We start from the raw sequence: 13,261 nt of genomic DNA on the forward strand, positions 1-13,261 counted from the left end.
GCGTGCATGAAATCGAACGCGGCTCCCAGGCCTAATCCGGCGAGGACGTGCCAAGGGGGCCGGTTCAGGCTATAATGAAGAGATTCTCGGCATAAGGTGGGACATTAACGTGACGCAATCCCTCAACAAGTGGCTGAAGCTGCACCTAGCCCATACGCAAACCCGATTCGTGCTCATTTTGACTGTCTCCGTATTTCTGATCATCTTGGCCGTCAGCCTGACCTCGTACTATACGTCCAAGTCGGTGCTGCAGGAAGAGCTCAGCGAGCCCCAGAGGCAAATGCTGCAGCTGAATATGAGCGTGATCGACGATTCCATCAAGGAAAGCGATCAGGTCGCTATTCAAGTGGCCTTGAACGCAAACATCTACAAATTTTTGAACGATAAGGTACAAAATTCCTATACGACCATCTCGGAGCTGTACCAGTTTCTATCGACGTTGATCGGCAATTCGAAATATGTCAAGAGCATCTACGTTTATGATATCGAACGCAGCAGCTTCGTAGCGCTGCCGCAAGGATACAGCTCCAGCAAGCTGACTTTCGTCGACTCCGAATGGGTCAGCGTGGCCGATGAATTCGGCGACAGGATGACGGTCATCAAGAAGCGCCAGGTGCCGGAAGGCGCAGGCGGAAAGGGCTCGGACGTGACCTTGTTCCGTAAAATCATGATTCAGGGCGAGTTCAAGGGCATCGTCGCCGTCAATCTGAAGGATGAGGAGCTCTTCGCCAAGCTCAATCCGCCTGCTCTGAACAACCTGGACCGGATGCGGTTCATCATCAACGAACGCGATGAAGTGCTGTATGCCTTCTCAAACTACGTGTTCGACGAAGACGTGGTCAGGCAGGCGCTGAGCGAACTGAGGCAGGAAGGCCGCGGAGGCGGGGATCTGATGTATCAGGGCCGCAAGCTGCTGGTCAACCAGCTCGAATCCCCTGTAACGGGGTGGAAGTATGTATCGCTCGTCGTACAGGACAGCCTGCTGGCCAAATCAAAAAAAGTACGCAACGTGGTGCTGGCCGTCTCTGTAGCCGCCCTGGCCCTGGGCGGGGCGACGATCTTCTACATCAACGCCGCCGCCTTCCGCCCGGTCCGGCGGCTGAAGCAGCTGTTCAGCGCCTATGACCGCCAAACGGACGGAGGCCCGGAGGGCCTGGATCTGGAGAAGCTGGCCGGGGAGCTGCTGAGCAATCACGCGCATTTATCCCAGCTCGTCAGGGAGACGATGTCCGAGGCATCCTCCAAGCTGCTCCAGGATATCCACACCGGCAGCCTCACAGGGAGACGGGATATGGAAGAGAAGTGGAACCGATACTTCAGGGACTGGACGGCGGCGCCGGTAAGCGTGGCCATCCTGTCTATCGACCGCTACGAGGCCTGGTCGCGCTCCTTCACGGGCGGCGATCAGTCGCTGCTGAAGTTTGCGCTGGCTAACATCGTAGCCGAGCTGTTTGAGCCGCAATGGCGCATTGTGTGCGCCGATTTCGGCAAGGACAAGACGGCGATTCTGCTGCAGTCCCGCGGGGAAGCGGCGGAGCCGCCGGAGAGCAAGATGGCGGAAGCGCTGGAGGTGGCGGCGCATCTGCTGAAATTTAGCGTATCCGCCGGGCTGAGTACGGCCCAGACGGATATTACCAAGCTGAAGCAGGCCATGCTGGAGGCGGAGAATGCGCTTACTTACCGCTTGTACCGGGGCTATGGACAGGCGATCCCGTTCCAGACGGTATCCGGGCATGAAGTGAAGGAGCCGCTGCCCGGCGATGGGTCGCTCGAAGAGCTGACGCGGATGATCGAGGCCGGCGACGAGGCCGGGACCCATGTAGCCGTGGAACGAATCATCAGGCATATCCGCGAGGACTATGGCTATCCTTCGGCAGCGGTGTCCTTTCTGCAAATGGCCGTTGAGCGGATCGCGCAGATTCGGCCGGGAGGCGAGGAGGAAGCCTCGATCGTCTATGAACGGTTCGATACGCTCTGCCTGGACGATATCGGCAGCGAGCTGAAGCGGCTTGCGGCACCGCTCGCCCGGCAATTTTACAAGCTGATCGGGAGTAAGGATTTTATTATGTGCCACCGCATGATTGACTATATGAAACAGCATCTGGGCGAGCCGATCGGGATCCCGGAGATCGCGGAAGCGATCGGGATCAGCAGCAGTTTGGCCAGTCAGGTGTTCAAGCAGGAAACCGGCGAGACGATCTACAATTACTTGACCCGGCTGCGCATGGAGCGTGCGGGAGAGCTGCTGATGAAGACGGAACATCGCATCTCGGACATTGCGCTGATGGTCGGATATCAGCATGAGAACAGCTTTATCCGAAGCTTCCGCAAATTCAAGGATATTACCCCGGGCAAGTACCGGGATATGATGAGAACCCGGATGGACTCCCTGCTGGAATAATCAGGAGGGAGCTTCATGCGGAATATTGCCCAAGGAGGCGCTTATGGACAGACGAAAGATTGTAGACCGGCACCAACCGGAGCTAACCAAATGGGACCCGTTGTCCCCGTTCTCCGTCGGCAACGGAGAGTTCGCTTTCACGGCGGACGTGACCGGGTTGCAGTCCTTTCCCGGCCAATATGAGGTTCCGCTGGGCACCCAGGCAGGCTGGGGCTGGCATTACACGGGCGGGAAGGGGCGTTTCACCGAACGGGATGCCGCCTATCAAACTTTCGATACCTATGGCCGTCCCGTCGGCTATCCGATGAAGCCCGGCGATAAGGCGGAAGCGTATCATTGGCTTCGCCAAAATCCGCACCGCCTTCAGCTGGGCCGCATTGCGTTCCGCTTCCTGCTGGAATCCGGAGCCGAAGCGGAGGCAGCCGATATTACGCGCATCCGGCAGCGTCTTGACTTATGGAGAGGGCTGCTGATCAGTGAGTTTGCGGTGGAAGGCATACCGGTCCGTGTGACCACCGCCTGCCATCCAACCTTGGATACCATCGGAGTCCGAGCGGAATCCGAGCTTATCGCCCAGGGGCGGCTGCAGGTATTCGTCCGCTTCCCGTCGCCGGATATGACGAATACGGCATGGGCGAAGTCGGTTTTTCCCGACTGGGAGCACGACGACAGGCACAGGACGGAGCTGCGTGAAACCGGGAGCCGGCACGCCATACTGGACAGAAGCATGGATGAAGACAGCTATGCTGTCAACTGGTCGTGGAATACGGATGGCGGGCTCGAGCAGACGGGAGCTCATGAATTCACACTGCATCCTAAGTCGCAGGATCGGCTGCTGGAATGCTCCGTCGGCTTCGCGCCGCGCGATCCGCAGACCGCTGCCTTTGATGAGATCGCGGCAGCCAGCGCGGACCATTGGGAGGCGTTCTGGCTGAGCGGCGCGGCGATCGATTTCTCCGGCAGCTCCGATCCGCGGGCATACGAGCTGGAGCGGCGCGTGGTGCTGTCGCAGTTCCTGTGCGCTTTGCATAGCGCGGGGACGATGCCGCCGCAGGAGACCGGACTGATGTACAACAGCTGGTTCGGCAAATCCCATCTGGAGATGCATTGGTGGCATGGGGCGCATTTTCCGTTATGGGGCAGAGAAGAAAAGCTGCTGCGCAGCATGGATTGGTATACGGAGATTTTGCCCGTCGCCCGCGATCTGGCCAGCTCTCAGGGGTATGAAGGAGCCCGCTGGCCCAAAATGGTCGGGTTCGACGGCAAGCCCTGCCCGTCTCCGGTCGCTCCGGGCTTGATCTGGCAGCAGCCCCATCCGATGGCGCTCGCCGAGCTCTGCTATCAGGCGGACCCGTCAACAGCTACGCTTGAGCGCTTCCGCGACGTGGTATTTGAAGGAGCCGACTTTATGGTTTCTTTTGCCCACTGGAACGAAGAGAAGCGCGTCTATGACTTGGGGCCGCCGCTGATCCCCGCCCAGGAGTGCCATCCGCTGGACGGCAGTAAAAATCCTCCGTACGAGCTGGAATACTGGAAGTACGGATTAGACATCGCTGTCCGCTGGGCCGAGCGTCTGCAGACCGAGCCGAATCCGCGCTGGGCCGAGGTTGCCGCGGCCATGGCCCCTTCTCCGCAAGCCGACGGCGTTTATTTGGCTCATGAGCTGTGCCCGGATACCTTTGCGGCTAAAAATCACGATCATCCGTCCATGCTGGGCGCGCTCGGCATATTGCCCGGGGCGGCCATCGATCGCGGCGTGATGCTCAATACGCTGCTGAAGGTAAAAGAGGTATGGAGATGGGGGTCCGCCTGGGGCTGGGATTTCCCGATGTGCGCGATGACGGCCGCCAGGCTGGGAGAGCCGGATCTGGCTGTCGATTTTCTGCTGATGGATGCGGCGAAAAATACGTATTTGACCAATGGACATAATTATCAGCGCCCGGGACTGTCCGCCTACTTGCCCGGCAATGGGGGACTGCTCACGGCTGTGGCGATGATGGCTGCAGGCTGGGAAGGCGGAGACGGCAAGGCGAATCCGGGATTTCCCCAGGATGGAAGCTGGTCGGTGAACTGGGAAGGGCTAAAGCCCTGGCTGTAAAAGACGGCCTGCACAAGCCCTTTGCAGAGGAAGCGCGCAGGCCATAGCGGAAAGCCATAAACAAATGGCTGCCTAAGGAGGCAAAACAGATGGCTAAAGGTACAGTCTGGCCCTCGGAACGGAAGACGGTCATCGACCGTCTGACCGGGATCGAGGTCGTGCAGTTGACGAATTATAAGGCACATAGCCATCATTTGTATTTTACGGAAAGCGGCTGGTATGACGGAGGCCAGCGCCTGCTGCTGATCTCCGACCGGGGCAACAGCACGAATCTGTTCAGTCTTCACGTGGAGAGCGGGCTGCTAACCCAGCTTACGGATTACCCGGGAAATGATCACCTGGATGCCTGCTTGCTGCCGGATGGAAGCGCAGCCTTCGTCAAGGTTGGGCGACGGCTCGTCCGGTTGGATCTCAGAACGCTCCAGGAGGAGCTTCGTTACGAAGCGCCCGAGGGGTATCATCTGGGCAATGCAAGCGCGGCGGCAGACGGGCTGTCCGTGCTGACCTGCGTGCAGGAGGACTTGTCGCACCGCATCCGGCTTGATCTCGGCAACGGCTATGTCGGCCACCGGGAGCTGATGGAGGCTGCTCCTCACAGCATGATCGTACGGATCGACGCCCGGAAGGGAGGGGCGGAGACGATCTATGAAGCGAACCGCTTCATTACGCATATCAACGCGTCCCCGACGCAGCCGTGGCTGCTGACCTTCTGCCATGAGGGCCCCTGGCACCTGGTTGACCACCGGATCTGGGGATTGGATCTGCGGACCGGGGAAGCCTGGAAGATCCGTGAGCGGCTGGAGCCGAGAGAGAAGGTCGGGCATGAGTTTTTCTACCCGGACGGCGTAACCGTCGGTTATCATGGCTTCCGCGAGGACGGAACCAATTTCTTTGGAAGCACACGATACGATAACACCGGGATGGAAGAAACCGAGTTCGGCTTCGATACATGGCACGGCTACGCGGACGGCCTCGGTCAGGCGGTTGTCGATGGCAAGGACAGTGTAAAGACGCTAAGCGTATGGCGCCGGATCGAAGGGGGTTATGAGGGGCCGCGCATGCTGTGCGAGCTTCGCTGCAGCTTTCATTCGCAGAAGGTGCATGCTCACCCGCGCTTCGATGCCGATGGCAAGAGACTGCTGTTCACCAGCGATAAGGACGGCTACGGGAATGTGTATCTGGTCAACATGCCGGAGGATTTCACGACGCTTCCGCTATTTACACCTGGAATTTGAGGCGAAAGGAGCTTGATTAGCATGCAGACGGCCGAAATAGCGACACCCAAATCCGGGTACATGTCCGTCAAGGTCGGGGAGTCGATCCTCTCCCAGAGTGTGGACGGCTATCATCCGAAAATCGCGAATATATGGGGATATGTCGCAGGGATGGCGCTGACGGCGCTCGGACGGCTCGGCGAATGGAGCGGAGAAGGCAAGTATCAGGAATTTGTGAAACGGCATATGGATGTATTCGTTCAGGAGGACGGCTCGGTTCAGGGCTATACGCTGGAGGACTACAATCTCGATCATATCAATAAAGGCAAGCATCTGATGAAGCTATGGAGGGACACCGGGGAGGCGAAGTATGAGCAGGCTGCCCGTTTGCTCGCCGCTCAGCTGACCGGCCAGCCGCGAACGGAGGAAGGCGGCTTCTGGCACAAGAAAATATATCCGTACCAGATGTGGCTGGACGGCTTGTATATGTCGTCGCCGTTCATGGCGGAGTTCGCCCGGACGTTCGGCGAGCCGGCCTGGTTTGACGAAGCCGCGCATCAGCTGCTGCTGGTAGAGCGCCATACGCGCAACCCGGAGACGGGATTGCTGCATCACGCCTGGGATGAAAGCCGGGAGCAGCGTTGGTGCGACGGCGTCACGGGACGTTCCCGGCACGTATGGGGCCGTGCGATGGGCTGGTATGCGATGGCGCTTGTCGACGCTCTGGAGCATATTCCGTTCGCGCATCCGAAGCGCGGGCAGCTGATGGGCATATTCGAGCGGATGGCGAACGCCGTCGTACGGGTTCAGGATCAGGAGACGGGCCTATGGTATCAGGTGATGGATTGCAACGGCAGGGAAGGCAACTATCTGGAAGCATCCGGGAGCTGCATGCTCACCTACGCGCTGGCCCGGGGCATTCGGCTTAAGTACTTGGCCGAGATCGACCGCCGGGTTGTCGAGAAGGCTTATGAGGGCATCCTGAGCCGTTTCGTTACCGAAGATGCGCAGGGTGTTCATCTGCACGGAATCTGTCACGGGGCTGGACTCGGAGGGCGCAAATACCGCGACGGCTCCTATGCCTATTACCTTAGCGAGGCGGTCGTCAGCGATGTGCTGATGGGCGTTGCTCCGCTGCTGCTGGCCAGCATCGAGATGGAGCGGCTGTGGGAAGCGAACTGAACATTCCGCGCCGCCGTGCAAGCCGACAGCCCGCCCTGGCTCCAGGGCGGGCTGATGGCGTTGCAGCCGCCGTCCGCGGCATGGGCTAGGCTTGGCTGAGCGTCGATGAATGTCAACTACATGGAAGGAGCGTGAAACGATGCAGAAGCACATGGAAGCAAGGACGTGTGGAAAAGATAGGCTTGTGATGAGCTACCCCGCCTCCTGGTGGCGGAATATGTGGCGCGAAGCGCTGCCCTCCGGCAACGGTGTGCTGGGGGCCTCCGTCTTCGGCGGCGTTCACGAGGAGACGGTACTGCTGGGCCATGCGAAGCTGTGGCATTGGGGCCGCAGGGACGAGCTGCCGGACGTGAGCGGCACGCTGAAGCTTACCCGGAAGCTGATGGACGAGGAACGGTATGCCGAAGCAAGCTGGAAACTGGCCGATGCTTTGAAGGAAAATGGATACGGCACGCGGCTGGCATCCCGGTTTCCGCTCGCCGCGATCCGGCTGGAGATGCCGTGCGGCAACGCCTTTCAGCAGTACAGCCGCTCGTTGGATATGGCGACCGGTGAGGTCGAGGTCAGCTGGAGGGACGGGGCGCGCAGCTTCCGGCGGAGGCTGTTCGTTTCCCGCGCCGACGATGCCGTTGTCTATGCGATCGGCGGGGAGGACGCCGAAGCGGGGGCTCTGCACGGAGCCGAAGTCGGAGACGGGGGCAGGAACGGGGAGAAGTCTCCCGGCAGCGTGTCCGGCGAAATCGGCCTTGTGCTGCATCCGAGCGACCGATGGGCGGACACGCCGGAGTTCAAGGAGCTGGAAAGCTCCATCGAGACCGGCTCCGATGATAGCTATGTCTGGTACGCAGGGCGGAATGATGACGGCACGGACTTCGGAGCCGTCATGCTCGTCAGGAGAGAAGCCGGGCGGGCGGAGCCAGGGGAAGGCGCCGTCCGATTCGAAGGGGTTCGCGACCTTCTGGTGCTGGTCAAGGTATTCGTAGAAGGAGAGAGGGAGCGGGACTGGGCAAGGCTCAAGCAGGAACTGGCCCTGCTGGCGGCGGAAGCGTCGTACGACCGCCTGATGGAACGGCATGCGGCGCTGCATGGTCCGCTGTATCGTTCCGCTTCCCTGGAGCTGGAGCCAGAGCTGGAGCCGGAGACCTGCGGGCAGGGCAACCGGTCCAATGAAAGGCTGCTTCTGGATGCATACGAAGGGCAAGCTTCCGCCGAGCTAATACGCAAAATGTGGGCATACGGCCGGTATTTGTTCCTCAGCGGGACAGCAGATCGGGAGGATGCCGCTCCCTTCGGCTTATACGGGTTATGGGGCGGCGATTATCGGCTCGTCTGGAGCCATAACATGGCCAATGAGAATATTCAAATGATGTACTGGCATGCCCATGTCGGCGGTATGGGGTCGCTGGTGCCTTCCTTGTTCCGCTATTATAACGAGATGATGGACGACTTCCGGAACAATGCGCGCATGCTGTACGGCTGCAGAGGCATCTATATCCCGGCAGGCACCACGCCAGGCATCGGCGTGCCCAATCAGATCGTGCCGGTCATCCTGAATTGGACCGGGGCGGCAGGATGGCTGGCCAGACATTATGCGGAGCATTTCCGGTTTACACAAGATATGGAATTTCTTCGGCATACGGCCATTCCTTTTCTACGGGAAGCGCTGATGTTCTATGAGGATTTTCTGGTGGAGGACGAAGAGGGGCGCTACCGGATGTATCCCTCGGTATCGCCGGAAAATACGCCGCTCAACTTCATGCCGCCCGACGGCAAGCAGCTTGCCCATCCGATGCCGACGGCAGTCAATGCGACGATGGATGTTGCGATTGTGAAGGAGCTGCTGCATCATCTGATCGAAGCCAACCGGGCGGCCGGCGGCGACCCCGCAGAGGAGCGGCGCTGGCAGCAGATGCTGGAGAAGCTGCCCGCCTATCGGATCAATAGCGACGGTGCGGTCAGCGAATGGATACATCCCGGCTTCGAGGATCGGTACGCCCATCGTCATCTTTCGCATCTGTACCCGGTTTTCCCCGGGTATGAGGTGACCCAGGAGAGCGACCCGGAGCTGTTCGAGGCGTTCGCCCAGGCAGTCCGGCTGAGGGAGATCGGCGCACAGAGCGGGTGGTCGCTGGCCCATATGGCATCCGTCTACGCCCGTCTTGGAGACGGGGACAGCTCCCTCGAAAGTCTCGATCTCTTGACACGCTCCTGCCTGCTTCCCAATTTTTTCACGCTTCACAATGACTGGCGGGGCATGGGGATATCGATGAAAATGCCTACCGCTCCGGTGCAGCTGGATGCCAATCTGGGCTGGGTCAACGCTGTTCAGGAGATGCTGCTGCAGGTCTCTCCGGGACTCGTGAAGCTGCTGCCTGCCCGGCCTGAACGGTGGAGACGCGGACGGTTCGGCGATTGGCGCTTCCACACGGGCCGGGTGTCTGTAGAGTGGAACCTGGATGACGGGTCATGGCGGGCCGAGTTCATCGCGGAGTCGGATACCGAGCTGACCGTTAGGCTGCCCGAGGAGGGGCGCACGCCCGGCATCACTGCGATCAAGGAAGCGAAAGCGCTGCCTTCCGAGCTCGGAGCCTCCTATTATTGCGTGGTGATGAAAAGCGGCTCCGCGCTGATTTTCAGCCAGAAGGGCGGCAGCTAGCCCTCAAATGATTTGTCAAGCGTTCAGGTTGTAAGAAATTCTCATGAATTTTTAATAATCGCAATTTTTCCTAAGGATGAAAAGGGATCGCGCTTCCCTTGGTAAATGGTGGGCGATGTGGTTTATGGTAAGGTGTTCATGGGGAGTTTACCCAAGCCCATCCATCACATACTTAGGAGGAAGTCATGAACAAAACGAAGAAAAGCCTGATCGGAAAAACGCTGCTTGGAGTTTGTCTCAGCTTATCGGTAGCTTTCTCAGGCAACTTGCTGACGGCCCCTCAAACCGCATACGCGGCTTCGTCCAGCACGACGACGGCCAATAAAATCATAGCAAAGGGTAAGCAATATCTCGGAGTCCCTTACAAGTTTGGCGCGAAATCGGGGATTACAAGCGCTTTCGATTGCTCCTCGTTCACTCAATATGTGTATAAAAAGTACGGCATCAACCTCCCGCGCGCCTCAAAGGACCAAGCCAAGGTAGGGACCAAGGTAAGCAAGAGCAACCTGAAGGCGGGGGATCTGGTTTTTTCGGATACGAACCGTGACGGCAAAATCAACCATGTGAGCATCTACATCGGCAACGGCAAGCTGCTTCATACGTATAAAGTCGGCGTCGGCGTCACGATCTCGAAGTTTAAAGGCAGCACCTGGGACAAGACGTTCGTGACCGCAAGACGGGTCATCAAGTAAGGGAGTAAGGACGATCACAGGTTTGGCAGAAGCAGGGCTCTCATCGGGGGCTCTGCTTTTTTTGGCGGCAAGAGTCGGTCAAGAAAAAAAAGGGTTGTTGGAAATGCATACCTGTAGTATGATCCAATTAAGCGCTTAACCTGGTTGAAAAGGTGAGCGCTTGACGAATGGCAGATTAAGCGCTTAACCTACTTAAAAGAAAAGGAGCAGCGAACATCCGATGAGTACAATCCGATTAACGATGGCACAAGCCTTGCTGCGATTTCTGGATCACCAGTATGTGTCGGTCGACGGCCAGGAGCAGAAGTTCGTGCAGGGCGTGATGGGCATCTTCGGACACGGCAATGTGACCGGGATGGGGGAAGCGCTGGAGCGCAGCCCCGGAGCATTAACCTATATACAAGGGAAAAACGAGCAGGGCATGGTTCATGCTGCAACCGCTTTCGCGAAGCAGAAAAACAGGCATCAGATCTATGCCTGCACGACCTCGATCGGCCCGGGCGCTCTGAATATGGTCACGGCAGCCGCAACGGCGACCGTGAACCGGATTCCCGTCCTGCTGCTGCCCGGCGACAACTTTGCTTCCCGGCAGCCCGATCCCGTGCTTCAGCAGCTGGAGGTCCCCGGGGATTATACGATCTCCGCGACCGACCCCTTCAAGCCGGTCAGCCGGTACTGGGACCGGATCGTCCGTCCGGAGCAGCTGATGACGGCAGCCGTGTCGGCCATGCGCGTATTGACCGATCCGGCCGAGACCGGCGCGGTCACGCTGGCGCTGCCTCAGGATGTTCAGGCGGAGGCCTACGATTATCCGCTGTCCTTCTTTGATAAAAAGATTCACTATATCGACCGCCGTCCGGCGGCTCCCGATGCAATGAGCCGCGCGGCGGAGCTAGTGCGCGGAAAGAGCAGGCCGCTTCTGATCGCGGGCGGGGGCGTTCTGTACGCTTCGGCCGGCACTGAGCTTGCGGCCTTCGCCGAAGCGTTCGGCATTCCCGTAGCGGAGACGCAGGCCGGCAAAAGCTCGCTGCCGTGGAATCATCCGCTTCAGGTCGGAGCGATCGGCGTTACGGGCTCGCTCGCGGCGAACCGTCTGGCCCGGGAGGCGGATGTGATCATCGGCGTCGGCACCCGCTATTCCGACTTTACGACAGCGTCGAAATCCGCCTTTACCCATCCCGATGTCCAGTTCGTTAATCTCAATATTAGCGGCTTTGATTCATCGAAGCTAAGCGGAGCTGCCCTTACTGCGGACGCGAGACTGGGACTGCAGGCCTTGCACGAGGCGCTCGCTGCGAGCGGGTACCGCTCCGGCTATGGGCCGGGTGAGATCGACGAACTGAAGCGGGAGTGGGACACGGAGGTCGACCGTCTGTATGCGGCCCGGCATGAAGCGGGACTGGCGCAGACGCGGGCTCTGGGCGTCATCAACGAGACGATCGATCCTTCGTCGGTCATTGTTTGCGCAGCGGGCAGTTTGCCTGGAGACCTGCACCGGCTGTGGAGGTCGGCGGCGCCCAAGACGTATCACATGGAATACGGCTTCTCCTGCATGGGCTATGAGGTCGCGGGCGCGTTCGGCGCGGCTCTGGCCGAGCCGCAGCGCGAGGTGTATGCGCTGGTCGGGGACGGCAGCTACCTCATGATGCATGCCGAGCTGGTCACGAGCCTGCAGGAAGGACGCAAGATCACCGTACTGCTCTTCGACAATCACGGGTTTCAATGCATTCACAATCTGCAAAGAAGCCAGGGCAGCGACGGCTTCGGCAATGAGTTCCGATATCGCTCGGGGGACACGGGGCGCTTGACCGGCAGCTATATGCCGATCGACTTTGCGGCGCATGCCCGCAGCCTCGGCGCCAAGGCTTACAAAGCCGGTACGGCCGAGGAGCTGAGGGAAGCTCTGCTGCAGGCGAAGCGGGAGACGGTGACGACGCTTATCGAGATTCCCGTCGTGCCGGGAACGAACACGGACGGCTACGAGTCATGGTGGAACGTAGGCGTGCCGGAGGTATCGGCAAGCGGCAAGGTTGTGGAGGCGCACCGGCAGATGAAGGCGCGTACGCAGGCCATTAAGCTCATATAAGCGGAGGGAAGACGGACGATGAGAAAGCTGCCATTTAAGCTAGGGATTCATCCCATTAACTGGGTCGGAGAAGACGTGAAGGAGCACGGAGCGGATACGGGCTTCGAGCAGATCGTCGATGAGATTCAAGCTCTGGGTCTGACGGGAACGGAGATGGGCTGTAAATACCCGACCGAGCCCGCGATCCTCAAGGCGGAGCTGGGCAAACGCGGCATCGCCCTTGTGTCGCAGTGGAAGTCGGTGCTGTTCTCCGATCCGGCTTATCACAGAGAGGAGCTGGCGGCCTATCGCCTGCATGCACAGTTCTTAAGCGAGATGGGGAGCAAGGTGATCAGCACATGCGAGGTGGGCGGCTCGCTGCATTTCGACCCGCGCCGTTCGCCGAACGAGAAGGAGGTGCTGCGCTTCGATGAAGCGCAGTGGCAGGCGCTGGCGGAGGGACTGAATGCGGCTGGGGCGATTGCCCGGGAATACGGGCTTAAGCTGACCTACCATCATCACGGAGGAACGGCTGTGGAGCGTCCGGAGGAGATTGACCGGCTGATGGAGCTTACCGATCCGGCGCTCGTGTCTCTGCTGTTCGATACGGGCCACGCCTACTACGGCGGCGATGATCCGCTTGACCTGCTGCGTCGGCATTACGACCGGATCGCGTACATTCACCTGAAGGACATCCGGCAGGAGGTACTGGATCAGGCGAGAGCGGACGGTGCGGACTTTGTTACCTGCATCCGCCGTGGCGTCTTCACGGTGCCCGGCGACGGCTGCCTCGACTTTGCTCCGATCTTCGGCGAGCTGATCGCCCGGGGCTATGACGGATGGGCCATGCTTGAAGGCGAGCAGGACCCGGCCGAGCATCCGGCCTACGTCTATGCCAAGAACGCGCTGGCTTATCTAGATTCCCTAATTCCTCAAGAAAGCAGGTAGAGAAA

The 13,261-nt window shown here is 59.5% G+C and carries 8 protein-coding genes; all 8 read left to right on the forward strand.

Translation table 11 applies throughout. The features are described 5' to 3' along the window. Positions 1–109 precede the first annotated feature (109 nt). The 8 genes from GSF01_RS01595 to iolE all read left to right on the forward strand — a co-directional run bounded on the left by GSF01_RS01595 (position 110) and on the right by iolE (position 13,256). On the forward strand, positions 110–2,401 hold the full coding sequence (locus tag GSF01_RS01595) for an AraC family transcriptional regulator (protein WP_159881254.1): 2,292 nt from the start codon (positions 110–112) through the stop codon (positions 2,399–2,401). 43 nt (positions 2,402–2,444) lie between these two features. Then, complete coding sequence (locus GSF01_RS01600; protein ID WP_159881255.1) at positions 2,445–4,499, forward strand: glycoside hydrolase family 65; 2,055 nt, start codon at positions 2,445–2,447, stop codon at positions 4,497–4,499. Between the two features lie 89 nt (positions 4,500–4,588). After that, the gene (locus GSF01_RS01605) at positions 4,589–5,734 is read left to right on the forward strand and encodes an oligogalacturonate lyase family protein (RefSeq protein ID WP_159881256.1); all 1,146 of its coding nucleotides are present in this window, start codon (positions 4,589–4,591) and stop codon (positions 5,732–5,734) included. A gap of 21 nt (positions 5,735–5,755) precedes the next feature. Then, a complete protein-coding gene (locus tag GSF01_RS01610; RefSeq protein ID WP_235941209.1) occupies positions 5,756–6,895 on the forward strand; it encodes a glycoside hydrolase family 88/105 protein in 1,140 nt (379 codons plus the stop codon). A 139-nt stretch (positions 6,896–7,034) separates the two neighbouring features. Then, positions 7,035–9,551: a glycosyl hydrolase family 95 catalytic domain-containing protein gene (locus tag GSF01_RS01615; protein WP_235941211.1), complete on the forward strand. Its 2,517-nt coding sequence runs from the start codon at positions 7,035–7,037 to the stop codon at positions 9,549–9,551. A 185-nt stretch (positions 9,552–9,736) separates the two neighbouring features. Next, complete coding sequence (locus GSF01_RS01620; protein WP_159881257.1) at positions 9,737–10,243, forward strand: C40 family peptidase; 507 nt, start codon at positions 9,737–9,739, stop codon at positions 10,241–10,243. Between the two features lie 220 nt (positions 10,244–10,463). After that, positions 10,464–12,329, forward strand: a complete 1,866-nt coding sequence (gene iolD / locus GSF01_RS01625; RefSeq protein ID WP_159881258.1) for a 3D-(3,5/4)-trihydroxycyclohexane-1,2-dione acylhydrolase (decyclizing) — start codon at positions 10,464–10,466, stop codon at positions 12,327–12,329. A gap of 18 nt (positions 12,330–12,347) precedes the next feature. Further along, on the forward strand, positions 12,348–13,256 hold the full coding sequence (gene iolE, locus GSF01_RS01630) for a myo-inosose-2 dehydratase (protein WP_159881259.1): 909 nt from the start codon (positions 12,348–12,350) through the stop codon (positions 13,254–13,256). The last annotated feature ends 5 nt before the right edge of the window (positions 13,257–13,261 follow it).

The organism is Paenibacillus puerhi (assembly GCF_009846885.1).
GTDB classification, from domain to species: Bacteria; Bacillota; Bacilli; order Paenibacillales; family NBRC-103111; genus Paenibacillus_G; species Paenibacillus_G puerhi.